Here is a 26,878-nt window from a genome sequence, read left to right on the forward strand (position 1 = left end):
TATCCACTAATCAGCTGACTCAACCAGCCGTTGATTCAACGCGCAAACTTGAACGTGCCCCAACTCAGGCCAATCACAGCCGCCAGGGTCGAAGCGCTCAGCACACTCAGCTTGGCAGCCGACAGCAGCGCCGGATCGGAGAAGGCCAGCGACGAGATGAAAATCGACATGGTGAAACCAATTCCCGCCAGCAGGCCCACCAGGGCGACGCCGTTCCAGGTCACGCCCTCCGGCAGTTTGCAGATATTCAGTTTGACCAGCACGAAACTCGCCAGCATCACCCCCAGCGGCTTGCCGAGCACCAACGCCAGGATGACCCCCATGAACACACCGTGGGGCAGCGGGTCGTTCAGGTTGAACCCTTGCAGACTCACCCCGGCGTTGGCCAGGGCAAACAGTGGCATGACGCCGAAGGCCACCCATGGGTGTAACCCGGCTTGAATCCGCTGCACCGGCGGCAACATTTCCCGTTGGGCCTGTCTCAATTGCTTCAATGGTTTGGCGACCTGATGGGCACTTTCTGATGGATGCGAAAGCCGGTCCATCAGTTCGTTAAATGTGCGTCCGATGGTGTCCAGAGGGCGTTCCCGAGTCGGTCTGGAAGTCACGGGCGTTATCAGGCCAAGCATTACGCCCGCGAGCGTCGGATGGACGCCGGTCTTGAGCAGGCCAAACCAGACAATCGCCCCTGGCAACAGGTACACAACGGCCTTGCCGATGCCCATCCGCTGGAAAATCAGCACCAGCGCCAACCCACAGGCCGCGATCACCAGGCCCATGTAGTCAAGGCTTGCGGTGTAGAAGATCGCGATGATCAGGATGGCGACGATGTCATCAATGATCGCCAGCGCCAGGAGCAAGATGCGCACGCCAGCCGGAATCGATTTACCCAGCAGCGCCAGCACGCCTACGGCAAACGCGATGTCGGTAGCGGTGGGCACGGCCCAGCCGCTGGCCGCTTCGGTGCCATGATTGAGCAGGGTGTAAATCAGGGCCGGCATCAGCACGCCACCCAGCGCAGCGCCCAAGGGCAGGGTAGCGAGTTTCAGGTTGGCGAGTGCGCCGTCCCTGATCTCCTGGCGAATCTCGGCGCCCACCACCAGGAAGAAGATGGTCATCAACCCGTCGTTCACCAGGAAGTGCAACGAGCGCGAGACCGTGAAGTCTCCCAACCCGATAGTGAGTGGGGTATTCCAGAAGTGTTCGTAGGAATCGGCGACCGGGCTGTTGGCCCAGATCAGCGCGACAATCGCCGCCAGCAGCAACACGATGCCGCTGACGGCCTCGATGCGTGAAAATCGCTCCAATGCAGACAGGGCGCCTTCGACCAAAACCTGGGGGCGAGGAATAGCAGGGTGTTTATCAGGCACGGCAAATCTCCATTGGCGGCCCGACCAATGCTTATCCTTTAACCTGCGCTGTGCCGTATGCAGCAGCGCACCCAGGGCGATCATAAGAGTTAAGAAACATCACGTCACGTTTCGTTTAAACATCGGTTAAACGCAACGTCGCCATCAGGGCCAGCACGACCAACGCAGCGACCGCCCATGGAAACGATGTCACTCCCCAACCTTGTAGCAACATGCCGCCGAGCAGCCCGCCGCCGGCGATGCCCAGGTTCCATACCGTCACCAACATCGACTGCGCGGCATCGGCTGAATCCCCGGCCGATTTGGCCAGCGCCGTTTGCAGCAATGCCGGGAGGCCGCCAAACGCCAGCCCCCATAACGCCACGGTGGTGTAGATCACGGCCGGCGAGCTAATCCAGAACGCCAGCGCCAATGCTGACAGTGCGAACATCCCGCAACTGAGCACCAACAAGGCCCGCAGCCGTTGATCAATCAGCGCGCCGACCATCCAGATGCCCAGCAGTGCTGCCAGGCCAAACACCAGCAGTACCTGATCAATGTCCGCTGCCATCCCGGCGGGTACCAGGAACGGCGCGATATAGGTGTAGAGAATGTTATGGGCCAGCACGTAGGTGAAGGTCACAAACAGCACCGGACGAATTCCCGGCAGTGCCAGCACCTGACGCAGTCCCAGGCGTTTTTCTGCTCGTTGCCCGGCAAAGTCCGGGACCTGCCAGCGCACCCAGGCCAGCAGCACAACCGTCAAGCCGGTCATGATCGCAAAGCTCAGGCGCCAGCCTACCGTGGTGCCCAGGAATGTCCCGGCTGGCACGCCGAGTGACAGCGCCAATGGCGCGCCGAGCATGGCCACGGCAATTGCCCGGCCTTGCAAGTGCGGTGCGACCATGCGGCTGGCGTAACCGGCGAGCAGCGCCCAAAGCAATCCGGCGAACACCCCGGCGAAGAACCTCGCCACCAGGGTCAGCAGGTAATCGCTGGAAAACGCCGTCACACTGTTGACCAAGGCAAACCCGCCGATGGCAATCATCAGCAACGGCCGCCTGCGCCAGCCCCGGGTGGCGATGGTCAGGGGAATCGCGGCCAGCAGCGAACCAAGGGCGTAAAGGGTCACCAACTGGCCCACCAAGGCGTCGGACACCCCGAGGCCGGCGCCCATTTGCGGGAGCAGGCCCGCTGGCATGGCTTCGGTGAGGATGGTGATGAAGCCGGCGGTAGCCAATGCCAGCAGGCCGCCCAAGGGCAGGCGTTCACGGCTGGCCGCAAGGGGAGGGGAAGGTAAGGCGCTGTCGCTCATGTTGGGTGGCTCCGGTGTTCAGATGTAGGGGCAGGGAGCCAGAGTAGGGTGCTGCACGCTGGAGAAAAACAGGCTAAGGTTCCGAACTTATCGGACGCCAACGTCCGCAATCCTCGGGAGCGAGACGATGGACAGCCTCGGCAGTATTTCAGTGTTTGTGCAGGTGGCGGAAACCCGCAGCTTTACCGAGGCCGGGCGTTTGCTGGGGGTGTCGTCCTCGGCGATTGGCAAAAGCATCGCGCGCATCGAAGAGCGCCTGGGTGTGCGGCTGTTCCATCGCAGCACCCGCAGCATCACGTTGACCAGCGAGGGCGCGCTGTTTCTCGAACGCTCCCGACGGATCCTGGCCGAGGTCGAGGCGGCAGAACAGGAACTGAGTCAGGCATCCGCCACACCCAGAGGCAAGCTGCGTGTGAGCCTGCCCCAAGTGCGCGGCCTGTTGATGCCGGTGCTGACGGATTTCATGCGGGCCTATCCCGAGATCGAGCTGGATGTGGACTTCTCCGACCGCATGGTGGACGTGATCGAGGAAGGCTTCGACGCGGTGATCCGCACCGGCAAACCCGAGGACTCACGCTTGATGGCGCGCCACCTCGGTTATTACCGCCTGGTGCTGGTGGCGTCCCCGGAGTACCTGCGCTTGCATGGCACGCCGCGTCAGCCTCGGGACTTGAACGACCACGCCTGCCTGCGCCACAAGTTCTGCGCCACCGGCAAGCTGGAAGCCTGGCCATTGCGCCCCGAACCCGGCTTGCCGGAGCCGGTCCTGCGTGCGCCGCTGGTCTCCACCACCATCGAATCGTTGATGCATGTGGCCCATGCAGGTCTGGGGATTGCCTGCCTGCCGGACTTCATGGTCCGCGAATCGGTGGAGCAGGGCCGGTTGCAGCGGGTGCTGGACTATTACCTGGAACACAGCGGCAGTTTCTGGATGCTCTGGCCATCAAGTCGCCATGCCTCGGCGAAATTGCGCGTGTTTATCGACCATGTGGGCGAGCGGCTTTTTCCTGCAGACACCGTCCCGTAAGGCTGTGACGTTTTACCGACAGGAATTCGCGCGCCAAGGCCACGTTCTGTTGCACAATACCGCCCTGACTGTTTTCTTCAGGATTTTCGATGTCGACATCATTTCACTTGCGTAGCCTCGGGTTGGCGCTGGTGCTGGCGGGCGCTGCGGGCTGCTCGTCACCCAAGACCGCTATTTATGAACATGAGAATTTCGACGACTCCGGTACGTTTTCCCGTGATTACCCGGTCAGTGACACCGCGGCCTGCGAAGCGGCGCGGCGTGCGCTGTTGAGCCAGGGTTACATCATTACCAGCAGCGATCCAAAGCTGGTGGCGGGTAACAAGAGCTTCCAGCAGACCGGCGAAACTCACCTGCAGATCAGCTTCAACGTGGTCTGTGCCGACGATGGCAGTGGTAATCATCACTCGACGATGTTCGCCAACGCCTTGCAGGACCGCTACGCGCTGAAGAAGGTCAACAACTCCGCCAGTCTCGGTGTGGGTGTGTTGGGCTCGGTGTCGATGCCGATTGGCTCCACCGATGATTCGATGGTCAAGGTGGCCAGCGAGACGGTGTCTGCGCCAAAGTTCTATGAGCGTTATTTCGCGCTGGTGGATGTTTTCCTGCCCCAGGAAGTGAAAAAGGCTGCGCACATTCCAGAGAAGCCCAAGGCTGACCTGGGCATTCCGGAACCAAAGGCAGCTCCGGCGGCCGATAAGGTTGAGGCGCCTAAGGAATCCCCGAAAGAAGTGCCGAAAGACGCACCAGCCACACCGGCGGCCCCGGTGACGCCAGCGGTGGAGCCTGCGGCATCGGAGCCGGTTGTACCGCCGGCAGAACCAGCGCCGATTGCTCCCAAGGAAACCCCGGCACCAGCGCCAGAGGCAACCACCCCGACGCTGCCGGCACCGACCGAAGCGATTCCGCCCCTGCCGACGCCTGCGCAGTAACTACACCGCTACGGGGTTGGCCTTGTCGACGTTGATCCCGTAGCGGCTGATCGCCTCCGCCACCTTGGCGCGGCTGATCAGGCCGTCATCCGCCAGCGCCTTCAAGGCCGCCAGTGCAATGAAGTAACGGTCCACCTCAAAGAACTCGCGCAAGGTTTCGCGGGTATCCGATTGCCCGAAGCCATCAGTGCCCAGCGCTACAAAGCGCCGACCTGGCACGAACGGGCGGATCTGGTCGGCAAAGATTTTCATGTAGTCGGTGGCGACCACCACGGGCCCGGCCTGGCCCTCAAGGCACTGCTCGACATAGCTGGTACGCGGTTCGCTTTCCGGGTGCAGCAGGTTCCAGCGTTCCACGGCATGGCCTTCCCGGCGCAGCTCGGTGAGGCTGGTGACGCTCCACACGTCGCTGGCCACGGCGAAGTCATCCCGCAGCAAATCAGCAGCGGCGATGACTTCCCGCAGGATCGAACCGCTGCCCATCAGCTGTACCCGTGGTTGCACGGTGTCTTCAGCCGCCTTCAACCGATACATGCCCTTGAGAATCCCACCCTCGACACCGTCGGGCATCGCCGGGTGCGGGTAGTTTTCGTTGAGCAGGGTGATGTAGTAGTAGATGTCCTCTTGCTCGACATACATCCGGCGCATGCCCTCGCGAATGATCACTGCCAGCTCGAAGGCAAAGGTCGGGTCGTAGGAAATGCAGCACGGGATCACCGACGACAGCACATGGCTATGGCCATCGTCATGCTGCAGGCCTTCGCCCATCAGTGTGGTGCGTCCGGCGGTCGCCCCCAGCAGGAAGCCCCGCGCCCGCGCATCGCCCGCGGCCCAGGCCAGGTCGCCCACTCGCTGGAAGCCGAACATCGAATAGAAGATGTAGAACGGCACGGTCATCAACCCGTGGTTGGCGTAGGACGTACTCGCGGCAATCCACGAGGAAATGGCGCCGGATTCATTCAGGCCTTCCTGCATGATCTGTCCGTCTTTGCTCTCCTTGTAGTAGGACAGCTGGCCGGCATCCTGTGGGGTGTAGAGCTGGCCGACGGCGGAGTGAATGCCGATCTGGCGGAACAGGCTTTCCATGCCGAAGGTGCGGGACTCGTCCGGCACGATGGGCACGATCAACTTGCCCAGGTTCGGGTCCTTGAGCAGCGTGCCGAGGATGCGCACGAAGGCCATGGTGGTGGAAATCGCGCGCTCGCCAGTGTCCTTGAGTTGGGTGGCAAAGGCTTCCAGTTCGGGGATCTTCAACGACTCGACCGCGATGTGGCGAGCCGGTACGTAACCCCCCAGCGACTGGCGGCGAGCCGCGAAATAGCGTGCTTCTTCGCTGTCGGCGGCCGGTTTGAGGTACGGGATTTCGGCCAGTTGATCGTCGGCCACTTCCAGCCCGAAGCGGTCGCGGAAGGCTTTGACGGCTTCAGCGCCCATCTTTTTCAACTGGTGGTTGATGTTCTGGCCTTCGCCGGCCTCGCCCATGCCGAAGCCCTTGACGGTTTTCGCGAGGATCACCGTAGGCTGGCCGCTGTGGCGGACGGCGGCGGCGTAGGCGTTGTAGACCTTGTCCGGGTCATGGCCGCCCCGTGAGAGTTTCCAGATATCGTCGTCGGACATGTCCGCCACCAGCGCCAGCAACTCCGGGTATTTGCCGAAGAAGTGTTCCCGCACGTAGGCGCCGTTTTGCGATTTGTAGTTCTGATAGTCGCCGTCCACACATTCCATCATGCGCTGGCGCAGCAAGCCGCTTTTGTCCTTTTCCAGCAACGTATCCCAGCCGCCGCCCCAGATCACCTTGATCACGTTCCAGCCGGCGGCGCGGTACAGGCTTTCGAATTCCTGGATCACCTTGGCATTGCCGCGCACCGGGCCATCGAGGCGTTGCAGGTTGCAGTTGACCACGAAGATCAGGTTGTCGAGTTTCTCGCGCCCGGCCAGGGAAATGGCTGCCAGGGATTCCGGCTGATCCATCTCGCCATCACCGAGGAACGCCCACACCTTGCGGCCCTGGTGTTGCTTGAGGTCGCGGAACTCGAGGTAGCGCATGAAGCGCGCCTGGTAGGCGGCGGTAATCGGTCCGAGACCCATGGACACCGTAGGAAACTGCCAGAAGTCCGGCATGAGGCGAGGGTGTGGATAGGACGATAAACCGTCGCCACCGGCCTCCCGACGAAAGTTGTCCAGTTGCGCTTCGCTGATTCGGCCTTCGAGGTACGCCCGCCCGTAAATGCCCGGTGCCGAGTGGCCCTGGATGTACACCAGGTCGCCATCGAAGCTGTCAGTTCGGCCACGGAAGAAGTGGTCGAAGCCTACGTCATACAGCACGGCAGCCGACGCGTAGGTCGCGATATGCCCACCCACGCCGGAATGTTTGCCGGCGCGCAGCACCATGGCCATCGCGTTCCAGCGGATAAACGCATTCAGCCGGCGCTCGGTGGCCAGGTTGCCGGGGTAGGGCAACTGGCGGTCTACCGGGATGGTGTTGACGTAGGGCGTGGTCACCCGCCCGTAGAAGTCGCCATGCCGCGCCACGTCGAAATCCAGCAACTGATCAATCAGGTAATGCGCACGCGGGCGGCCTTCGGTGGTCAGCACCGATTCGATGGACTCCAGCCATTCGCGGGTTTCCTGTGGATCGTCGTCGAGGCGTACTGCAGTGTTCGGGGTCATGTCAGGCTCCAGGGTGGACGGGTTTCAGCGTGTGGGCTCCTTGTGGGAGCTTTGCGAATGTAGTTGCAATTGCAACTACATGACTGAATCTAGCGCGGGATGAGCTACTATTGCAACCTTCTTGAAATTCCCCGGATTGGTGTTACATGTCGTCGAAAGAGCCTGATGTCTGGTTCCGTTTTGTTCGGGCCCACAGGACGGTCATCCGTGAAATCGAACGGCGCCTGGCCGATGCCGGTTTGCCGCCGTATGCCTGGTACGACGCTTTGTGGGGCCTGGAAAGTGGCCCCGATGGCACCCGGCGCATGCACGAATTGGCCGATGTACTGGCCATCGAGCGCTACAACCTGACGCGCTTGGTGGACCGTTTGGAAAAGGACGGCCTCGTGGTGCGTTCGCGCTCCGACGGTGATGGGCGTGCAGCCTTTGTCTCAATCACCGACGCGGGCCGGGTGTTGCGCAAAAAGATGTGGAAAATCTACGAAAGCAGCGTGGATGAGTTGTTTCTGTCGCAGCTCGACAGCGAGCAGCGTCGGGGCTTTGCCGAGGCGCTGGAACGCACGGCGGGGCTGGCGATGGAGGCGGGCGTGCAGACCCGTGGGCGGCGTAAGCCCTGAAGCAAAGACTCAAGGCGACGACGATCCAGTGTGGGAGCGGGCTTGCTCGCGAAAGCGGTGTGTCAGCAAAAGGAATATCAGCAGATACACCGCCTTCGCGAGCAAGCCCGCTCCCACATTTGATCTGTGATGGATGACAGATCGTCATTTCAGGTGATATCGATGCAGGGCGGCTTCTACCTGTTCTACTTCGATAAGGCCGTCGTCCGCCAAAGCCTTCAATGCCAGCACCGCTATCCAATATCGACTGGGTGGTGACGTTTCCACCGAGCCCGCGCCCAACGCCACAAACCGCGCATCCACATACCCCGCCAACTGATCAACGATCGGCTGCGGATAGCCGGTGACGGCGATTACCGGCGTGGCATTCCCGGCCATACACTCCCGTAGATGACAACTGCGCTTCGGTGCCAACGGGTGCAGGCGATTCCAGCGTTGCGCCGCCTCCGCCTCGCGGGCCAGCCGTGTGTAGCTGGGGCAGCTCCACAGCTGCGCCGCGACGTTCCAGTCCGTTTCGAGCAACTTCGCGGCGTGCACGACTTCTTCAAACGCTCGACCCGCACCCAGCAACCGCACCCTCAATTCACTCGTGTATGAGCGCCGGACCCGGTACATGCCCCTGAGCGCATGGTCACGATCCTGCGGGCTCAGCCCTGGCCCGTCGTGTTGATCGTGCAGTGCCAGGTAATAAAACCCCGGCTCGCCGTCGACATACAGCGCCTGCAAACCCGCCAGCACAATCGCCCGGGCTTCCTCGCCGGAGGCCGGGTCATAAGGTGTGCAGTGGGGATTGCTGGCCAACCACAAGGGCAATGAAGGGGAAGGTCGGGTTTCATTGTCGTTGCACAAGATGCCCCGCTGGCGGGTCTCGCTGGACAATGCGCGCAGCTGCGCCGATGAGGCGGCCGTGTGCAGGTACAACATAGGCTTTTCCCCGGTGTTGCGCGCAAACCAGGTGGGCCAGCTCATCGCCCGGCACGAGCGCGACTGGCCGCGAATCACCCACGCCTGCCGGCTGGACTCCAGGGTGTTGGCCATGGTCATCACGCTATACAGGGGCGAGCAGCGGGGCTGCTGCATTGCATTCAGGGCGTCGATACAGATCAGGGCAGAGCGTTCGGTGCTGGCAGTCATGAGCAGGGTCGCTTGGCAACGGGTGCCCATACCCTAATGGAATTCCGCTTGTAATTGCAATTGCAATGATTGCAGTTGCATCTAAAATTCATCCGGCTAAATCAACCCAACACTGCTACGTTTAATCTTGAAGTGCAGGAACGTCATGCCACGGACATTTTTTCGTCATGGCGGCACTTTAGGCTGGTTGTGCAGGTCATTAAGCAACCCCTTTTCATAAAACAAGGAGTCAACCATGGACGATTACCAGGAAGAACTGTTGGAGTACCAGGCCTTTGAACTGGATCCGCTGGATCCGACCGATGATGCCACCGAGCTGTAAGACAGACGTCAGGCGGAATGCCGCTGACTGCGGCGAAATTCCCCTGGGGTCTGGCTGTTCCAGCGTTTGAAGGCGCGTTGAAAGGCTTCTGCTGAAGCAAAGCCGAGCAAATAGGCAATTTCACCGAACGCCAGTTCGGTATCGCGAATGTAGGTCATGGCCAGGTCGCGGCGAGTGTCATTGAGAATCGCCCGGAACTGAGTCCCTTCTTCCGCCAGCTTGCGCCGCAAGGTCCAGGTCGGCAGTTTCAAGCGTGACGCCACTTCTTCCAGGTCGGGTTCCCGGCCACCATTGAGCATCGGCCCGAGCAACCGGGTAATGCGCTCGCGCAGGCTGCGGGTGCGCGTCAACTGCTCCAGTTCCCGTTCACACAATTGCACCAGTAATTGCCAGGTACTCGGGCAATGTTCCGGGTTGCGCATGGCCAGGGTTTGCTGGCTCAGGCGCAGTTGGTTGTGCTCGGCGCCAAACTGGACCGGGCAGTCCCCCAGCACGCTGTAGCGCTCGCTGTAGTCCGGTGCTTCGAATTCGATTTCGATGCGTTGCGCCTGCACCGGTTGCAGGCTCAGGCTCGACAACTGATGCAGCCACCCGGCGATGATCGAGTCCACCACAAAGCGGTTGTAGGCGTTGTAGGGGCTGATGGAATAGAAGCGCAACCAGGCGCCATCCGTGTCCTCGTGAAAGCTCGACTGGCCACGATAGTTGGAGCCGTACAACGCTTCGAAGCGTGTCAGGGTGCGGGCGGCTTCGCGCACGGTGGGGGCCTGGGCGGCGGTGACACCGGCGAGGCCGGCCTGGCTCAAGCGGCTGAGCTGGCCCATGCGCAGGCCCAGGCTAGGGTCGCCGGTCAGCTGGATAGCGGCGTGGCCCAGGCGCATATAGCGCGGGATCGACAAGCGTGCACCGGCCTCGGCCAAGCGGGCCGAGTCGAGGCCGTATTGCAGCAGCAACGGTTGCGGGTCCAGGCCATGGCTGTGGATCGCATCGGCCAAGGTGTGGACGAAGCCCACCGACAAATCCCCAAGCCGCACCGGTTTCATCGTGTTACAGCCACACGTTCAGCAGGCGCGCGCCACGGGTATTGCCGTCGGCGAACACCTGGCCGTTGCTGCTGAGGAAGCTTTGCCCGGCGCTGCCCATGTCAAAGAACTGCCCGCGCAGGAACACGCTCATGCCGGCGGTGGCCTGGCTGATGGGTTGTTGGCTGATCAGGGTCAGGCGGTGCCAGGCTTCGCCTTCGCTGAGTTCTTCGGGCTTGAGGCTGATTTCCGGCGGCGTCGACACGCTTTTGAAGCCGCGCCACGGCTTGTCCCAGGTCTCGCGCCCAATCACGAAGGCCGGGACGGCCACCAACTGGGCGCCTTGTTCGTTGAGCTTGCGGTAATTGTCCGGATACCAACTGTCGCTGCCGATCAGGATGCCCAGGCGCCCGGCCGGGGTGTCGACCACGCTGACGCTGTTTTCGTCGCCCGGCTCAATAAAACCGCGCTCATCGAAAATCGGGTACAGCTGGCGTTGCGGCTGGCCGACTGCCAAGCCATCACGATCGAATACCACGCTGGTGTTGTACAGCGCGCCGTGGCCGATCTGCAATTGGCCCTGGCTGACGCTCGGGTTGGGCAGGGCAATGGAGCCGGCCACCAGGGTCACGCCGAATTCCTTGGCCAGGCCGCCGAACAGCACTTGATAGTCGCGGGCCATGGCCGGGGCTTTCATGCGCAGGTAGGCGTCGTCGATGCGATCATCACCCTTGGCGCTGATCAGTGCCCGCAGGAACAACAAGGGGTTGCTCGCCGACAGCCAGTTCATCGCTTCCTTGAGGTTGGTGGCCTGATACAGCTCGTTCTTTTCGCCGCTGACCATCAGCCAGGTGCCGATATGTTCCGGCAGCACCACGATGGTCTTGTCGTTGATCAAGCCCTGGTCGCGGGCCTTTTGCAGATAGGCCGCCAGCTTCAGGTGCAGGCGTTCCAGGCTCTGGTAGTCGGCGGGGAACAGTTCCGGCTGGATGCCCAGCAGGTTGCCGCGGTCGGCGGGCACGCCTTGGTCGACGGCCAGGTTGATCCGCAGGTCGGACAGGTAATGGCCCACGGGGCGCTCCTGGGTCCAGACCAGATAGGCGGAAACGGCGGCGACCAGGGCCATGATGAGGGTGAATCCAAGAAGTTTACGCATGGGAAAAAGACAACGGACCGGGTGCAGGGTTCGGTACCTAGGGTAGGGCTCATGTACGCGGTTGCCAAGGGGCGCTGCGCATTTGGATCAATAACTTGTCAGTTACAGTCATTGAGCGGCAACCGGCAGCCTCTTAGTCTGTGGGACATAAACCGATGGAGTGCCATTCGAGCGCTCCACGTCCCGTGATGATCCGTTGTGGAGCTGTACCATGACCGCTGCTGCCTACCCGCACCTGCTGGCCCCGTTGGACCTGGGTTTCACCACCCTGCGTAACCGCACCCTGATGGGCTCGATGCACACCGGCCTTGAAGAGAAACCCGGCGGCTTTGAGCGCATGGCGGCTTATTTTGCCGAGCGCGCCCGTGGCGGCGTGGGCCTGATGGTCACCGGCGGCATTGGCCCGAACGATGAAGGCGGGGTGTATGGCGGTGCGGCCAAGCTGACCACCGACGAAGAAGCGCAGAAGCACAAGATCGTCACGAAAGCGGTGCACGAGGCCGGCGGCAAGATCTGCATGCAGATCCTCCACGCCGGGCGTTATGCCTATAGCCCGAAACAGGTCGCGCCAAGCGCGATCCAGGCGCCGATCAACCCGTTCAAGCCCAAAGAGCTGGACGAAGAAGGCATCGAAAAGCAGATCAGCGATTTCGTCACCTGCTCGCTGCTGGCCCAGGTCGCCGAGTACGACGGCGTGGAAATCATGGGCTCCGAAGGCTACTTCGTTAACCAGTTCCTCGCGGCCCACACCAACCACCGCACCGACCGTTGGGGTGGCAGCTACGAAAACCGCATGCGCCTGCCGGTAGAAATCGTGCGCCGGGTGCGGGAAGCCGTAGGTCCGAACTTCATCATTATCTTCCGCCTGTCGATGCTCGACCTGGTGGAAGGCGGCAGCACCTGGGAAGAAATCGTGCAGTTGGCCAAGGCCATCGAGCAGGCGGGTGCAACGATCATCAACACCGGCATCGGCTGGCACGAAGCGCGCATCCCGACCATCGCCACCAAGGTGCCGCGCGGCGCGTTCAGCAAGGTCACCGCGAAGTTGCGTGGGGCGGTGCAGATTCCGTTGATCACCACCAACCGGATCAACACCCCGGAAATTGCCGAGCAAATCCTGGCCGAAGGCGATGCCGATATGGTCTCGATGGCCCGCCCATTCCTCGCCGACCCGGACTTCGTCAACAAGGCCGCCGAAGGCCGCGCCGATGAAATCAACACCTGCATCGGCTGCAACCAGGCGTGCCTGGACCACACCTTCGGCGGCAAGCTGACCACCTGCCTGGTCAACCCGCGTGCGTGCTACGAGACCGAGCTCAACTACCTGCCGGTCAAGCAGATCAAGAAAATCGCTGTGGTGGGTGCCGGTCCTGCGGGCCTGGCGGCCGCCACCGTTGCCGCCGAGCGCGGGCATCAAGTGACGCTGTTTGATTCGGCCAGCGAGATCGGCGGCCAGTTCAACATCGCCAAGCGCGTGCCGGGCAAAGAAGAGTTTTTCGAGACCCTGCGCTACTTCAAACGCAAGTTGCAGACCACCCATGTCGAGCTGTGCCTGAACACTCGGGTCGACATTGAGCAGCTCGTTGCGGGCGGCTACGACGAGATCATTCTCGCCACCGGCATCGCGCCGCGCACGCCGGCTATCCCGGGCGTGGAAAATGCCAAGGTGCTGAGCTACCTGGACGTGATCCTGGAGCGCAAGCCGGTGGGCCATCGCGTGGCGGTGATCGGTGCCGGCGGTATCGGGTTTGACGTGTCGGAATTCCTCGTGCATCAGGGCGTGTCCACCAGCCTGGACCGCGAGGCGTTCTGGAAAGAGTGGGGCATCGACACCCAGCTTGAAGCCCGCGGCGGTGTGGCCGGGATCAAGCCCGAGCGCCATGCGCCGGCGCGTGAAGTGTTCCTGCTGCAGCGCAAGACGTCCAAGGTCGGCGACGGCCTGGGCAAGACCACCGGCTGGATTCATCGCACCGGTCTGAAGAACAAACAGGTGCAGATGCTCAACAGCGTCGAGTACCTGAAGATCGATGACGAAGGCCTGCATATCCGCATTGGCGCCGAGGGTGAACCGCAGGTGCTGGCGGTGGACAATATCGTCATCTGTGCCGGCCAGGACCCGCTGCGGGAACTGCAGGATGGCCTGGTCGCAGCCGGGCAGAACGTGCACCTGATCGGCGGCGCGGACGTGGCGGCCGAGCTGGATGCCAAGCGCGCCATCAACCAGGGTTCGCGCCTGGCGGCCGAGCTGTAAACACGCAAAAGGGGCGGTGGTAGACTAGCGCCCCTTTTCTTGTGCAGAACCGCCCTTATGGGTCCTTTCGACTGGCTTCCCCACGCGCCCCTTGAACCCCTGAAGCTGGACTGGATGGGGTCGGTGGAAGTGGCCGTGCTGCGCCTGGATCGCATCGACCCGCTGATCAGCGGCAACAAGTGGTTCAAGCTCACCGAACACCTGGCGCAAGGCCGGGCGGCGGGTGCCAGCGGGATCATCAGCCTGGGCGGGGCTTACTCCAATCATTTGCATGCACTGGCGGCGGCCGGGAAACGCTTCGGCTTTCCTACCGTTGGCTTGCTGCGTGGCCATCCTCAAGACACGCCCACGGTGCTCGACCTCAAGGCCTTCGGCATGCAACTGCATTGGCTGGGGTATGGCGGCTATCGCGCGCGCAATGAGCCGGACTTCTGGCTGCCCTGGCGCGAGCAGTATCCGCACCTGCACCCGGTGCCTGAAGGCGGTGGTGGCGTGGCCGGTGCCTTGGGCTGTGGAGTGCTGGTCAGTCAGGCGCAGGCGCAGTTAGGCGGCCTGGGCTGGGCGGACTATCACGGTTGGTGGCTGGCAACAGGCACCGGCACCACCCTGGCGGGATTGGTGCTGGCCGAGGCGGGCGCGCATCCGGTATATGGTGCGCTGGCAGTGCCCGACGACCACGGCGTGGCGCAGCAGGTACACACGCTTGTGCAGGAGGGTTATGAATTGCTGGAGGCCAGCCGGGGCGGCTTTGCCAAGGTTGATCCCGAGTTGCTGGCCTTTATCGACACCACGGAGCAAGCCTGTGGCCTGCCCCTGGAGCCGCTGTACACCGGCAAGGCGTTATTGGCGTTGAAGCAGCAGATTGAAGCCGGGAGATTTCCCCCCAGCACCCGCCTGATCTTCGTCCACACCGGTGGCCTGCAAGGCCGCCGGGGATTCCCTGTAGGAGCTGTCGAGCTTTAGCGAGGCTGCGCTGCAGGCGCTGCGGTCTGGCAGGTACTGCGCGGTGATCCCATCGCAGCCTCGCTGAGGCTCGACAGCTCCCACGGTTACTGAAGGTTCCCTCTCTTGCCGGGCATCATCCGCAACGCAGTGTTGTCGCGCAGCACATAGTGATGGGCCAACCCGGCCAACGCATGCAGCCCGATCAGCCAGTAACCGACCTTGCCGAACAGCACATGCCAGCTTTCAATCTCCTTGGCCAACGCCTTGTTTTCGGCAATCAGCGGTGGCAGCTCGATGCCGTAGAACATCACCGAATGCCCCTCGGCGCTGACGATCAGCCAGCCGGCGATGGGCATGCCGATCATCAAGGCATACAGCGCCATGTGCATCAGGGTGGCCAGGAAGGATTGCCATTGCGGCGGGGCCGGCACGATCTTCGGCGCCACCCCCAGGCTGCGGGCGAACAACCGTAGCCACACCAGCACAAACACCGTCAGGCCGAACATGAAGTGCATTTCCACGATCAACGTCCGTGCGCCGCTGCCTTTGGGAAACTGCCCGCGTAACTCAATGCAGGCGTAGACCACCGCCAGCAGCACCACCATCAGCCAGTGCAACGCAATCGACATGGTGCTGTAACGCGTATCGGAATTTTTCCAGGGCATCGCTTTCTTCCTCACTCATCAGGGCAAACCTCCGTTCTTTGCGACGGAGTCCTTTCAATGTAAGCCTGTTTTACGAGGTTTGCCCGCGAGAGGAGGGTGTATAGGCGATCTTTTGATCTCGATCAGTTGCCCTGCGGCATTTCACCCCGTGCCAGGCGCTGGTTGATGTCGGCGATCACCGCAGGCAGGTCGGTGATGGTGTCGATCATGTAGTGCGGGCGCGAGCCTTCGAACATGGCCTCGATGCGCGTGCGTTCGCTGGCGAGTGTGCCGGCGTCCAGGGCGCGGAACTGCTCGTAGGTCAGGCCCAGGGCGTTGCCCGAACAGGTCAGCGCCACGGTCCACATTCCGGCGCGACGGCCTTCGAGAATGCCCGGCACGGTGTCGTCGATCTTCACGCAGGCCGCCACATCATCAATCCCGAGGGCGATCACGTTGGCCAGGGCCTGGGCTGGCCATGGGCGGCCGTTAGGTACTTCGTCGGTGGCGACCACGTGGTCGGCGACGTAGCCGTTGGTGGCGGCCAGTTCGACCACCTTGTCCATCACCTGCTTGGGGTAGCCGGAGCACGAGCCGATCTTGATCCCTTGCTGGCGCAGGTTGGCGATGGTCTCCAGGGCGCCGGGGATCAACGCCGAGTGCTCGGCGATTTTCTCGATCTGCAGCGGCATGAAGTGCTGGTAGATGGCGGTCACGTCATCGTCAGTCGGTGTGCGGCCAAAGGCCTTGCGATAGCGCTCGGCCACTTGCGGCTGGTCACACAGGGTGCGGATGTGGTCCCACTTGCCCATGCCCATCGGGCCACGGGCTTCTTCGATGGAAACCTGCACGTCGAATTCAGCGAAGGCTTCGACAAAAATCTGCGTGGGGGCGAACGAGCCGAAATCGACCACGGTACCGGCCCAGTCGAGGATCGCGGCTTGAAGCTGGGTGGGGTTTGCGTAGTTCATGGTTCAGATCCTGTTTAAAGGGGATTTATGTAGGCGTGCGCTTGCTCGCGAAGGTCGTTAACGATGACGCTGGCATGCTGGATGAGCGCGGCGCCCTCGGGTTTTTCGCGAGCAAGCTCGCTCCTACAGGGGGGAAATTCAGTTTTATATGTCGAGCACGTTCATTTCTTGCAGCACCTCGGCCACCGCGGCGACGGCGGCTTGCATCTCGGCCTGGTTTACGTGGCCAATGCAGCCCACGCGGAAGGTTTCCACCTGGGTCAATTTGCCCGGATACAGAATGAAACCCTTGGCCTTGACCCGTTCGTAGAACTCTTTGAACTGGTAGCGCGGGTCTTTCGGCGCATGGAAGGTGACGATGATCGGTGCCTGGATCGCGGCAGGCAGGAAGCTGCGCAGGCCCAGCTCGGCCATGCCATCCAGCAGCGCCTGGCAGTTGTTGGCGTAGCGCTGGTGCCGGGCGGGCAGGCCGCCTTCTTCGTTGTATTGCAGCAGCGCTTCGTGCAGCGCCGCCACCACATGGGTTGGCGGGGTGAAGCGCCACTGGCCGGTCTTGGCCATGTAGCTGTGCTGGTCGAACAGGTCCATCGCCAGGGAATGGCTGTTGCCTTGGGCAGCGGCCAGCGCCTGCTTTTCAGCGAACACAAAACCCATCCCCGGTACGCCTTCCAGGCACTTGCCGGAGGCGGCGATCAGTGCGTCGAATGGCACCTCGCGGGCGTCGATCGGCAGCGCGCCGAAGGAACTCATGGCGTCGATGATCAGGCGCTTGCCGTGGCGTGCGATGACCTGGGCGATCTCGGGCAGCGGGTTGAGAATCCCGGTGCTGGTTTCGCAATGGATCAGTGCGACGTGGGTGATGCCCTTGTCGGCGTGCAGCAGGCGGTCGACGTCGGCGGCGGTGGTGGGTTCGTCTTCGGCGGTTTCAAAGGTACTGAACTCGCGGCCGAGCACTTCGCAAATCTTCGCCAGGCGTTTGCCGTAGGCGCCGTTGATCAGCACCAGCACCTTGCCGTCCCGTGGCACGAGGGTGCCGATGGCCGCTTCCACGGCAAAGGTGCCGCTGCCTTGCAACGGCACGCAATGGTGGCTGGCGGTGCCGTTGACGATCACCAGCAGCTGCTCACAGAGGCTGGCGGTCAGTTGGTTGAAGCGGTCATCCCATGAACCCCAGTCAACCATCATGGCCTGGCGGGTGCGGGCCGAGGTGGTCAAGGGCCCGGGGGTCAGCAGGATCGGCGCGGCAGTGCTCATTCGTGTGTCCTCACAAAACAATGGGATGAACTTACGGCGCCTAAATTGCAGTTTGGCTTGTCATCAATCAAATTGTTTGTTGTTATGCGAGCTATCAGTGAGGCCGATAGCTATGAACCTGTTTCAACTGCGTGCGTTTGATGCGGTGGCCCGCGAGGGCAGTTTTACCCGGGCGGCCGAGCGCCTGTTCATCAGCCAGCCGGCGGTGACCGGGCATATCAAGGCGCTGGAGGAGCACTACCAGATTGCCCTGCTGCGGCGTACCGCGCGGCGGGTGGAGTTGACCGAGGAGGGCACCAAACTCGCGGCGATCACCCGGGCGATCTTCGGCCTGGTGGAGGAGGCGCAGACCTTGCTGGAGGCCAACCGGCAATTGCTTACCGGGCGCCTGGAAGTAGCGGCGGACGGGCCGCACATGGTCATGCCGATGCTGGCCAGCCTGCGGCAGCGGTATCCGGGGATTACCGTCAATTTGCGCCTCGGCAACGCTCAGGAAACCCTCGCGGCGCTGTTGTCGGAACGCGCCGATGTGGCGGTGTTGACGGAGGTGGAACCGCGCAAGGGTTTGCATTTGCAGCCGTTGATCGAGTCCCGGATTTGCGCGTTGGTGCCTGCCGGGCATCCGTGGTTGGCGGAGCCTGCGGGGATTCGGCTGGAGCAGTTGGACCAGGTGATCATGGTGTTGCGTGAGCCCAGCTCGATCACCCGGCGCACCTTTGACGATGCCTGCGCACAGGCCGGGGTGCAGCCCAAGGTGTTGCTGGAGCTGGACAGCCGTGAGGCGGTGACGGAAGCAGTGGCGGCGGAATTGGGGGTTGGGGTGGTGTCGTCGATGGAGGTCAGTCGGGACCCGCGGGTGCATGCGATTCCGATCCAGGGTGAGGGGCTGGTGAACCGGCATGTGATCGGGTGCATGGAGCGGCGGCGGGAGTTGCGGTTGATTCAGGCGTTTTTCGAGTTGGCGCCTTAGAGGGTGTTGGCTCAAGGTCTAGTTGGCCCTTTCGCGAGCAAGCCCGCTCCCACAGTTGACCGAGTTCTACCGATGGAATGAGGTCGAATGTGGGAGCGGGCTTGCTCGCGAAGGGGCCCTCAAATTCACCGCAAACTCTCCCGCACAATCTCCAGAAAAGTCGCCACCACCCGCCGCGAACTCTGCTCCTTCAAGCACACCAGTGTTTCCTTCATCCGCTGCGTACAGTCACGGATCGGCATCGCATACACCCGCGAATCGGCCCCAAACTCCGCAGCCGACACCACCCCCACGCCAATCCCCACCACCACCGCTTCCCGCGCGGCTTCGCGGCCTTCCACCTGGATCGCCGGGCGAATCCGCAGCCCGGCCTGGTGCATTTCCTGCTCCAGGGTCTGGCGGGTCACCGAGCCGATTTCCCGCAACACCAGCGGCGTATCATCCAGGTCCGCCAGGCAGATCGACTCACGGCCTGCCCACGGATGGTTGCGGGCGACAAACGCGAGCAATTGATCATCGGGCAGCGGCAGTGACAGCAGCCGCTCGTCGTCCACATCGCGCCCCAGCAGCGCGAGGTCGGCCTGGTAGTTGTAGAGGCGAAACAGCGATTCATCGGTGTTGCCGGTTTCGATCTTTACGCTGATGCCCGGGTACAGCTGGCAAAAGCGCGCGATCTGCGGCAGCACATGCACGGGCGCATCCACCGCGAGTGTCAGGGTGCCGGTTTGCAAGGCTCGGGAATCCTGCAACAGCTCTTCGGCCTCCGCCGCGACCGCAAACAGGCGCTGGGTGATGCTCAACAGGCGCTCGCCAAGGTCGGTCAACCGCACCGAGCGTTTATTGCGATGAAACAGCAGCACGCCGAAGCGTTCTTCGAGTTTGCGCACCTGGTCGGAAATGGCCGGCTGGCTGAGGAACAAGCGCTCGGCGGCGTGGGTAAAGCTGCCGTGCACGGCCACCGCATGGAAGGCTTTGAGTTGGGCGTGGGACACCGACATCGCGAATCCTCTTACAAGCTCAGCTTATATTTGAAATACGATAAATCGATTTTACCTATTAGTCAGCCATTGCTTTGATAGCCCCAGTCGCCGTAGGTCGAGTCCTACACCTTCGGCGGCCATGGGTCTTCTGCGTGCTTACCAGCGGGACTCATCTGACCAATACCGCGCCCCTCCAAGCGCCGGTACTGCAGTGCTCAACAATAAAAATACAGGCGTTTGCTTTTCATTCTGCCGGCACACTCACACCCGAGGTCAGAACCACCATGAATACTCCCTTGAGTCACATCAAGCGTTGGCGCGTGCAGATTTTTGCCATCACCTGGCTGGCGTACGCGGCCTTCTACTTCACCCGCAAAGCCTTTTCGGTGGCCAAGCTGGGGATCGGCGACGACCCGAGTTTCCCGCTGGACAAGATGATGATGGCCAACCTGGATGGCATCTACCTCGCGGCCTACGCCGTTGGCCAGTTCACTTGGGGCATGCTCGCCGACCGTTTCGGGCCGCGTGTGGTGGTACTCGGCGGGTTGCTGATTTCCGCCGCCGCCGCCCTGGTGATGGGCACGTTTGCCACCTTGCCGATCTTTGTCACGTGCATGTTGATCCAGGGCCTGGCCCAGTCCACCGGCTGGTCGGGCCTGTGCAAGAACCTTGGCAGTTTCTTCCCGGCGCAGCAGCGTGGGCGGGTGCTGGGGCTATGGAGTTCGTGCTACGCCTTCGGCGGCCTGGTGGCGTCGCCGTTTGCCGGATGGTGGGCGTATACGCTGATCGGCACCTGGCATGCGGCATTTATCTCCAGTGCGGCAGTGGTCTTCGTGGTCGCGGTGCTGTTTTTCATTTTCCAGCGCAACACCCCTCAGGATGTGGGCTTGCCGGCAGTGGAACCGGAGCCGGAACAGACGGCTGCTGAAAAGAACGCCAGTGTGCTGGAGCCGCTGCGTGCCATTTTGCGCAACCGTACGGTGTTGACCCTGGGGCTGGCGTACTTTCTGTTGAAACCGGCGCGTTACGCGATCCTGTTGTGGGGGCCGGTGATTGTGTATGAGCAGATGCCGTCGGTGGGCAAGGTCGGTGCAGCGATTGTGCCCACGGCGTTCGAGCTGGCGGGGTTGCTGGGGCCGATCATGATCGGCATGGCGTCCGACAAACTGTTCGGCGCCCGGCGCATGCCGGCCTGTGTCCTCAGCCTGTTGGCGCTGACCGTGGCCCTGGCGTTGTTCATGGGCGCCTTGCACACCGGCAGCGTGGCGCTGGTGATGGCGCTGCTGTTTGTGATGGGCCTGACCCTGTACGGGCCGGACTCGATGATCAGCAGCACCGCCGCCATCGACTTCGGCACCGCCAAGGCCGGCGCGACGGCGGCGGGGTTCGTCAACGGCTGCGGTTCAGTGGGGGCGATCCTTGGGGGCTTGCTGCCGGGCTACTTCGACACGGTCACGGTGTTCATTGTGTTTGCCGGTGCCGCGCTGTTTTCCTCGCTGGTGTTGATGCCGTACTGGAACGCCAGGCCCGCGGTGCTGGCGCAGGTGGGCGACTTCGTGCCCGACCGTGAGCGCGCCATCAATCCCTTGCGGACCTGAGGGGCATGGCCGGTTTTTTGGTGGATTAGAGTGTTTCAGCGCTATAAACTCTGCCCCCAAAGCGCCGGCCAGTAGACGTCTCGGCGCGATGGACAGAAGAGAGTGAGTCATGGGCGCACAGTGGAAAGTCAAACATAAAGAAGCGGCATCCAATGCCAAGGGCAAGATCTTCGGCAAGTTGGTGAAAGAGATCACCATTGCTGCCCGCAACGGTGCCGACACTGCCACCAACGCACATTTGCGCCTGGTGGTGGAGCAGGCCAAAAAGGCCTCGATGCCCAAGGAAACCCTGGAACGCGCGATCAAGAAAGGTGCCGGTCTGCTCGGTGAGACCGTGCAATACCACCGCGTGACCTACGAAGGTTTTGCCCCGCACCAGGTGCCGCTGATCGTTGAATGCGTGACCGACAACATCAACCGCACCGTGGCGGAAATCCGTGTGGCGTTCCGCAAGGGGCAGCTGGGTGCTTCGGGCTCTGTGGCCTGGGACTTCAACCATGTGGGCCTGATCGAAGCTTCGCCGGACAGCCCGGACGCCGATCCGGAAATGGCCGCGATTGAAGCCGGTGCCCAGGATTTCGAAGAAGGCGAAGAAGAGGGCACCACCCTGTTCATCACCGAGACCACTGACCTGGACGCCGTGCAGAAAGCCTTGCCGGAGCAGGGTTTCACCGTGCTGTCGGCCAAGCTGGGTTACATCGCGAAGAACCCGGTAAGCGGTTTGAGTGATGAGCAGATGGCTGAAGTCGAAGCCTTCCTGGAAGGCTTGGACAACCATGATGACGTGCAGGACATGTTCGTCGGGTTGGCGGGTTAATTCGAATCGGATGTGAACCCGGTCCAAATGTGGGAGCGGGCTTGCTCGCGAATACGGTGTACCAGCCAAGCATGTATTGACTGACACACCGCATTCGCGAGCAAGCCCGCTCCCACATTGGGTTTAGCGGAGTTTGGAAGACTGCAACAGGGGTGTGATTGCCTCGAACCCAGGCCGGGCCAGCACATCCGGTTGGCAGCAGTTATCCCGCAAGGCTTCCAGTGCCACGCGCTTTTCCTCGCTTAACCCCGTATCAATCCTTTCCAGCAACTCCCCCAACAACACGCCGAACGCGCGCACTTCTATACGCTGCAATGCGCGGGTTTCCTGGCTGTCGACCGTGGCGTGAAACGACGCGGCACCAAAGTCCCCCAGCAAACACTCACCGGCTTCATTCCACAGAATGTTATGGCCGTACAGGTCGCCGTGGGTGATGCCTTGCGCGTGCAGGTGCGCCGCCACCGAAGCGATGCCCCGGGCCATGCGCAACGCCACGTCCGCACTGAAACGGGTGGTGGGCTCGTAGATATCCCGGGTGCACGACGCCAGGCTCGGCAGGGCCGCGAGGTTGCGGTAGCTCGGTTCGATCAATTGCATCACCAGCGCCGCCTGGCCTTCCGGGTGGTCGACGACACGGCCTTCTACCTTGATCAGGTTGGCATGCAGTCCGGCGGCGATGCAGGCGTGCATTTCGTGCTGGGGCGAGCCGTCGCTGGTAATGCTGCCTTTATAGAGTTTGACCGCGACCGCCTTGGCCGGCGCGTTTGGCGGGGTCCAGGACGCTTTGCGGATGATCCCGGAAGCGCCTTCCCCCAGCACTTCGCCCAATTCCAGCTCGGACCAGGGAATGTTTGGCGTCGCGTCATGCCGGGCCTCTTCCACGGCCATCTCTACCGGGTTGCCGGCGTAGGCCAGCCAGGTCAGGCTCGGCAAGGTCAGCAGCCAGTCGGGCAGACGGGTCAGGCGGTTGGAGGCGATGCGGATCAGTTCGAGGTTTTTGCACTGGGCCAGGCTTTGCGGCAACTGCTCCAGGTGGTTGCCGGCCAGCATCAGCTTTTGCAGCAAGGGCCGTTCACCCAGCTCCCTCGGCAACTGGCCGATACGGTTATCGGTGAGGATCAGCCAGCGCAGCAGGGGCGGCAGCGACGCCGCCGGGACGCTGCTGATCTGGTTCGACTTGAAGCTGATCATGCTCAACTGCGCGCATTGACCCAGGCATTGCGGCACTTCGGTAAAGGCGTTTTCCGGACAGAACAGCACGCGCAGATGCGGCAGACGGTGCAGGTCATCCGGCAGGCTGCTGAGGGTGTTGCCGGAAAGGTTGAGGATTTCCAGGGAGTCGGCCAAGTCGAAGATTTCCCGGGGGAACTCCGTCAGTCCACAGGACAGGTCCAGGCGCTTGATACCGGCCAATTGACCGGCCTTGAGTTGGGCAAGGGTATCCATGAACGGCGCGTCACTCGGCAATAGGGGCGTGAATGGCGCTCATGATAGCGGGTTGCGGCCCGATCTTCTGCAACTGCCCCAGGCGGCTGGCGGTGCGGGCCAAGTCGATGGCCTGGCCGCTGAGGGATTGTTCCAGCGGCTGCTCGCCGATCAGCACCAGGTGTTTATCCTGGTCGTAGAGCACGTCTACCAGATTGATGAAACGTTGCTGGGTGGCAATCGGGCACTCCGCCAGATGCGGCAGGCCATCGATGATCCAATGGTCATAGTCGCGGCACAGTTGCAGGTAGTCCATGACCGCGGTCGGTTGTTCGCACAGGTCGCTGAAGGTGAAGGCGATGCTGCGGCCCCGATGCCAGCGGGCAGTCAACTGCCGGGCACCCACCGCCAGGCTCAGTGGTGGGTGATCCACTGACGGCAGGCACAGGGCCTCGCGTTGCGCAGGTGTGCCGGGCCAGACGAACTGGCCTGCCGTAAAGCGTTGCTCGCCATGGGCCTGGGCCAGGCCGCGATAATCCTGGGGCGCGCTGACTTCCATCACGTCCATGCGTGCACTGATCAGCTCGATCACCGGCTTGAATCGCTGGTGGTACAACGGATTTGGCAACAACCCGGCAGGCGGGTAATTGGAGGTCACCAGCACCCACACCCCGCGCCGGAACAGCGCCTTGAACAGGCGGCTGATCAGCATCGCGTCGCCGATGTCGTGCACATGAAACTCGTCGAAGCACAGCACGCGGCAGCCATCGAGCAGCTCATCCAGGGTTACGCCCAAGGCATCGCGCTGCTGGCGATGGGTAAACATCCCCTGGTGCAGGCGGGCGAAAAAGTCGTGGAAGTGCACCCGTTGCTTCTCGGCCATCGGCAGTGCCTGGAAAAACCCGTCCAGCAGCCAGCTTTTGCCCCGGCCCACGGCGCCGTGCAGGTACAGGCTGCGGGTGGGACGCCCGGCCAGCAGGTGCGCGGTTTGCCGGGCCATGGCCTCGATGACCTGCAACTGGCTGGGGCTGAGGGTGTAGCCCTGTTGCCGGGCCTTGCCTTGAAAAAAAGCCGCGATGCCGGGGTCGGTGTCGGTCGCCGCAGGTTTACCCAGCAACCGTTTGAGCAGGGGCGGTAAAGCAGCCAATGTCAGTCACTCTGTATGTTGGTGGTCGCTCACTTTAGAGCGCCGGTTGCGGTTTGACCAATAGGGAAGCACACCGCCAGCTATCTGGAAAAGGCATGGCTGGATCGGATCCAAACGGATGACCTGACTGGCGGATTCTCTTCAAGTGACTAACCTCATACGCAGTAGTCACCCCTGTATAAGGATTTGGGGCCGTGAAGGGACAGGCAGTCTTGGCAATCATGAGCGCGATGCTCTGCAACACGGTGAATGGTGCACAGCTCCAGGTTGAGGTGCGTATCGACGTGCAGCGGGGGTGCCAGTTGGTCGGCACCACGCGTGAGGCCGGCATCGAGCAGCTCGGTGTGCTGGATTTTGGCAGCGGCGCCCGCCTGGATGACCCGGCAGGCCCGTTGAGTGCAGCGTTGATCAGCCAGCGCCAGCCACGCCTGGAGTGCAACCCGGACACGCCGTATCAGATGCGTGTCGACGGCGGCCTGCATGGCGGCGTCGGCGAAGTGCGTTACCTGGGCGCCGCCGCCCCTTCGATCAAACTCATTCCCTACCGAATTTATGCCGACGCCGCGCGCCGCATCCCCTTGGCCGTGGACGTGCCGGTGAGCGGCCGCGTGCCCGACTCCGGCACGGTGGACTTGCCACTTTACGGACGCATCGAGCCGCTCAAGGAAATCCCGGCGGTGGGGCGTTATTCCGACCTGCTCAAAGTGACGGTGACATGGTAAGCCGCGCCCTGGCCTGCATCGCGCTGGGCGGCCTGTTGCTGCTGGCCGAGGACGCCCAGGCGGCGGTGGTCGGGCAGATTCATGCACGGCTGGTGATCACCGCCAGTTGCCAGGTAAGCAAGGGCACCGAAAGCGCGCCGGTGAGCCCGGATGGCGGCTCGGCCTTGCTGGATTTCGGCAGCCACGGGCCCACGTGGGACAAGGGCCTGGGCGCCGGCATCAGCGATGGCGACAAGGCCGCGCTGGCGGTGTCCTGCAACCCTTCGGTGGTGAGCAGTTTCACCGTCACCATCGACGGTGGCGCCCATGGCGATGGCGTCACCCGGCGCCTGAGCAATGGCCGGCAAACCATACCGTATCGGCTGTCGGCCGACCCCGCAGGCCGGAGCACCTACAGCATCGGCCAGCAACGCAATTTCGTCGTGACCAAGGGCACACAGGTACCGATCCCGGTATTCGGCTCGGTGGTGGCGAATACCAGGGCCCTACCGGCCGGCATCTATACAGACACCCTGACGGTGACTCTGGATTGGTAAACCATGAGGATGGACATCATGCATGCACTTGTATCGAAAGCAGTTTTTCCATTAGTCGCACTGGTGTGGGTGTCGGGCGCCCAGGCGGCGACCACGGTCACCGGGCAGATCAGCTCCACGTTGATCCTGACCAACAGCTGCCTGGTCAACGGCGTGGGCGGTACCACCGGTTTGAACTTCGGTACGATCAATTTCGGCACCACCGACAGCCAGTTCACCACCCAGTCCGGGCAAGTGCTGGGCGGCGGCGGGGGGGCGTTGTCGATCCAGTGCTCGTCGGGCACCTCGCCGGTGATCACCGTGGGCGCCGGCTCCCATGACGGCCAGTCCACCGGCGGCACCCGGGCGCTGTACGACGGCGTTGCCAACTATGTGCCGTATGACTTCTACACCGATACCGGGCATTCGACGCTCCTGGCGATCAACGGAACCATCAACGTAGGCGCGAGCACGGGCGTTGCGCAAACTGTGAATATCTACGGCCAGGCCGTGGGCAAGGCGGGGCTGCCGGCCGGTACCTATACCGATACGGTGTCCGTGCAACTGACGTTCTAGTGCCATGAAACGGGCCTGCTGGGCGGGGCTGGCGGTCATCGCAGGTTGGGGGATGCCGTTGTCGTTGCTGGCGGTGACTACCCAGACCATCCAGGTCAGCGCGACGATTGCCGCAGGCTGCCTGGTGGTGGGCGGTGGCACGAATTACGGCAGCCTGGCGTTCGGCAGCTATTCATCGTTGTCCACCAGCACGGTGTCGGTGGCGCTGAGCGGCGGGGTGACGCTGCAGTGCACGCCGGGAGTCACCTTGAACATGACCGTGGATGGTGGCTTGCACAACGTCAGTGGCCGGCGCATGCAGCTCAACAGTGGCAGTGCCCAAGTGGCGTATCAGCTGTTTCGTGACGCGGCGTTCAGCCAGAGCCTGGGGATCAGTCAAAGCGTCAGCGTGGCCTATAGCAACGCAAACACTATCACCCTGCCGATTTACGGCAGGGTGGTGTTACCGGGTAACCAGCCTGGGGGGACGTACAGCGACGTGCTGCAGGTGCAGCTGTCCTGGTAAGGCGATTGGCATGA

The 26,878-nt window shown here is 62.4% G+C and carries 24 protein-coding genes; 12 read left to right on the forward strand and 12 right to left on the reverse strand.

All coding sequences use genetic code 11. From position 1 onward, the window contains the following. Positions 1 to 35: 35 nt before the first annotated feature. Both nhaA and ACUN0G_RS23845 read right to left on the reverse strand, forming a co-directional pair. On the reverse strand, positions 36 to 1,370 hold the full coding sequence (gene nhaA / locus ACUN0G_RS23840) for a Na+/H+ antiporter NhaA (protein ID WP_445574430.1): 1,335 nt from the start codon (positions 1,368 to 1,370) through the stop codon (positions 36 to 38). Between the two features lie 115 nt (positions 1,371 to 1,485). Continuing rightward, positions 1,486 to 2,664 carry an MFS transporter gene (locus tag ACUN0G_RS23845; protein ID WP_445574431.1) on the reverse strand — a complete coding sequence of 393 codons (1,179 nt, stop codon included), beginning with the start codon at positions 2,662 to 2,664 and terminating at the stop codon, positions 1,486 to 1,488. A gap of 127 nt (positions 2,665 to 2,791) precedes the next feature. On the opposite strand from ACUN0G_RS23845, the gene ACUN0G_RS23850 reads away from it, so the two are divergent. Both ACUN0G_RS23850 and ACUN0G_RS23855 read left to right on the forward strand, forming a co-directional pair. After that, on the forward strand, positions 2,792 to 3,691 hold the full coding sequence (locus ACUN0G_RS23850; protein WP_445574432.1) for a LysR family transcriptional regulator: 900 nt from the start codon (positions 2,792 to 2,794) through the stop codon (positions 3,689 to 3,691). Positions 3,692 to 3,780: 89 nt separating this feature from the next. Continuing rightward, positions 3,781 to 4,623, forward strand: coding sequence for a DUF2242 domain-containing protein (locus ACUN0G_RS23855; RefSeq protein WP_421524891.1), 843 nt, complete (start codon positions 3,781 to 3,783; stop codon positions 4,621 to 4,623). On the opposite strand, the gene aceE is transcribed toward ACUN0G_RS23855, so the two are convergent. Next, the gene (aceE, locus tag ACUN0G_RS23860) at positions 4,624 to 7,293 is read right to left on the reverse strand and encodes a pyruvate dehydrogenase (acetyl-transferring), homodimeric type (RefSeq protein WP_445574433.1); all 2,670 of its coding nucleotides are present in this window, start codon (positions 7,291 to 7,293) and stop codon (positions 4,624 to 4,626) included. A gap of 146 nt (positions 7,294 to 7,439) precedes the next feature. Here aceE and ACUN0G_RS23865 point away from each other — a divergent pair, with 146 nt between their 5' ends. Then, entirely contained in the window at positions 7,440 to 7,910 is a 471-nt protein-coding gene (locus tag ACUN0G_RS23865) for a MarR family winged helix-turn-helix transcriptional regulator (RefSeq protein WP_177036805.1), read from the forward strand. A 144-nt stretch (positions 7,911 to 8,054) separates the two neighbouring features. Here the strand turns inward: ACUN0G_RS23865 and ACUN0G_RS23870 are convergent, their stop codons facing one another. From ACUN0G_RS23870 to ACUN0G_RS23880, 3 genes are all read right to left on the reverse strand, one after another. Further along, entirely contained in the window at positions 8,055 to 9,074 is a 1,020-nt protein-coding gene (locus ACUN0G_RS23870) for a transketolase-like TK C-terminal-containing protein (RefSeq protein ID WP_445574434.1), read from the reverse strand. Positions 9,075 to 9,374: 300 nt separating this feature from the next. Beyond that, on the reverse strand, positions 9,375 to 10,409 hold the full coding sequence (locus ACUN0G_RS23875) for an AraC family transcriptional regulator (RefSeq protein WP_445574435.1): 1,035 nt from the start codon (positions 10,407 to 10,409) through the stop codon (positions 9,375 to 9,377). 4 nt (positions 10,410 to 10,413) lie between these two features. Then, on the reverse strand, positions 10,414 to 11,544 hold the full coding sequence (locus ACUN0G_RS23880; protein ID WP_445574436.1) for a carbon-nitrogen hydrolase family protein: 1,131 nt from the start codon (positions 11,542 to 11,544) through the stop codon (positions 10,414 to 10,416). Between the two features lie 211 nt (positions 11,545 to 11,755). Between ACUN0G_RS23880 and ACUN0G_RS23885 the strand changes: the two genes are divergently transcribed. Together ACUN0G_RS23885 and ACUN0G_RS23890 are read left to right on the forward strand one after the other, a co-directional pair. Continuing rightward, positions 11,756 to 13,795, forward strand: coding sequence for an oxidoreductase (locus tag ACUN0G_RS23885; protein WP_445574437.1), 2,040 nt, complete (start codon positions 11,756 to 11,758; stop codon positions 13,793 to 13,795). Between the two features lie 57 nt (positions 13,796 to 13,852). Further along, the gene (locus tag ACUN0G_RS23890) at positions 13,853 to 14,758 is read left to right on the forward strand and encodes a 1-aminocyclopropane-1-carboxylate deaminase/D-cysteine desulfhydrase (protein ID WP_445574438.1); all 906 of its coding nucleotides are present in this window, start codon (positions 13,853 to 13,855) and stop codon (positions 14,756 to 14,758) included. A gap of 86 nt (positions 14,759 to 14,844) precedes the next feature. Here ACUN0G_RS23890 and ACUN0G_RS23895 read toward each other — a convergent pair whose 3' ends face one another. The 3 genes from ACUN0G_RS23895 to ACUN0G_RS23905 all read right to left on the reverse strand — a co-directional run bounded on the left by ACUN0G_RS23895 (position 14,845) and on the right by ACUN0G_RS23905 (position 17,609). Further along, entirely contained in the window at positions 14,845 to 15,405 is a 561-nt protein-coding gene (locus ACUN0G_RS23895; RefSeq protein ID WP_178903537.1) for a cytochrome b, read from the reverse strand. Positions 15,406 to 15,527: 122 nt separating this feature from the next. Further along, the gene (phnX, locus tag ACUN0G_RS23900; protein ID WP_445574439.1) at positions 15,528 to 16,355 is read right to left on the reverse strand and encodes a phosphonoacetaldehyde hydrolase; all 828 of its coding nucleotides are present in this window, start codon (positions 16,353 to 16,355) and stop codon (positions 15,528 to 15,530) included. A 144-nt stretch (positions 16,356 to 16,499) separates the two neighbouring features. Beyond that, positions 16,500 to 17,609: a 2-aminoethylphosphonate--pyruvate transaminase gene (locus ACUN0G_RS23905; RefSeq protein ID WP_258346878.1), complete on the reverse strand. Its 1,110-nt coding sequence runs from the start codon at positions 17,607 to 17,609 to the stop codon at positions 16,500 to 16,502. Between the two features lie 112 nt (positions 17,610 to 17,721). On the opposite strand from ACUN0G_RS23905, the gene ACUN0G_RS23910 reads away from it, so the two are divergent. After that, on the forward strand, positions 17,722 to 18,579 hold the full coding sequence (locus tag ACUN0G_RS23910) for a LysR substrate-binding domain-containing protein (RefSeq protein WP_093208012.1): 858 nt from the start codon (positions 17,722 to 17,724) through the stop codon (positions 18,577 to 18,579). 125 nt (positions 18,580 to 18,704) lie between these two features. Here ACUN0G_RS23910 and ACUN0G_RS23915 read toward each other — a convergent pair whose 3' ends face one another. Continuing rightward, on the reverse strand, positions 18,705 to 19,577 hold the full coding sequence (locus tag ACUN0G_RS23915; RefSeq protein ID WP_003212428.1) for a LysR substrate-binding domain-containing protein: 873 nt from the start codon (positions 19,575 to 19,577) through the stop codon (positions 18,705 to 18,707). A 266-nt stretch (positions 19,578 to 19,843) separates the two neighbouring features. Between ACUN0G_RS23915 and ACUN0G_RS23920 the strand changes: the two genes are divergently transcribed. Beyond that, positions 19,844 to 21,157 carry an MFS transporter gene (locus tag ACUN0G_RS23920; protein ID WP_445574440.1) on the forward strand — a complete coding sequence of 438 codons (1,314 nt, stop codon included), beginning with the start codon at positions 19,844 to 19,846 and terminating at the stop codon, positions 21,155 to 21,157. A gap of 109 nt (positions 21,158 to 21,266) precedes the next feature. After that, positions 21,267 to 21,974: a YebC/PmpR family DNA-binding transcriptional regulator gene (locus tag ACUN0G_RS23925; protein ID WP_008431478.1), complete on the forward strand. Its 708-nt coding sequence runs from the start codon at positions 21,267 to 21,269 to the stop codon at positions 21,972 to 21,974. Between the two features lie 123 nt (positions 21,975 to 22,097). On the opposite strand, the gene ACUN0G_RS23930 is transcribed toward ACUN0G_RS23925, so the two are convergent. Then, complete coding sequence (locus ACUN0G_RS23930) at positions 22,098 to 23,420, reverse strand: leucine-rich repeat-containing protein kinase family protein (RefSeq protein WP_445574441.1); 1,323 nt, start codon at positions 23,418 to 23,420, stop codon at positions 22,098 to 22,100. Positions 23,421 to 23,430: 10 nt separating this feature from the next. Continuing rightward, a complete protein-coding gene (gene zapE / locus ACUN0G_RS23935; RefSeq protein WP_445574442.1) occupies positions 23,431 to 24,546 on the reverse strand; it encodes a cell division protein ZapE in 1,116 nt (371 codons plus the stop codon). A 221-nt stretch (positions 24,547 to 24,767) separates the two neighbouring features. Between zapE and ACUN0G_RS23940 the strand changes: the two genes are divergently transcribed. From ACUN0G_RS23940 to ACUN0G_RS23955, 4 genes are read left to right on the forward strand one after another with little or no spacing between them, the layout of a single operon-like run. Further along, positions 24,768 to 25,268, forward strand: coding sequence for a Csu type fimbrial protein (locus ACUN0G_RS23940; RefSeq protein ID WP_445575589.1), 501 nt, complete (start codon positions 24,768 to 24,770; stop codon positions 25,266 to 25,268). Further along, positions 25,262 to 25,804, forward strand: coding sequence for a Csu type fimbrial protein (locus tag ACUN0G_RS23945; protein WP_445574443.1), 543 nt, complete (start codon positions 25,262 to 25,264; stop codon positions 25,802 to 25,804). Before ACUN0G_RS23940 ends, ACUN0G_RS23945 begins: the two co-directional genes overlap by 7 nt. An 18-nt stretch (positions 25,805 to 25,822) precedes the next feature. Beyond that, entirely contained in the window at positions 25,823 to 26,359 is a 537-nt protein-coding gene (locus ACUN0G_RS23950) for a Csu type fimbrial protein (RefSeq protein WP_421524906.1), read from the forward strand. A gap of 4 nt (positions 26,360 to 26,363) precedes the next feature. Beyond that, positions 26,364 to 26,864: a Csu type fimbrial protein gene (locus tag ACUN0G_RS23955; protein WP_445574444.1), complete on the forward strand. Its 501-nt coding sequence runs from the start codon at positions 26,364 to 26,366 to the stop codon at positions 26,862 to 26,864. Positions 26,865 to 26,878: the final 14 nt, after the last annotated feature.

This window comes from Pseudomonas sp. 32A, from assembly GCF_052682255.1.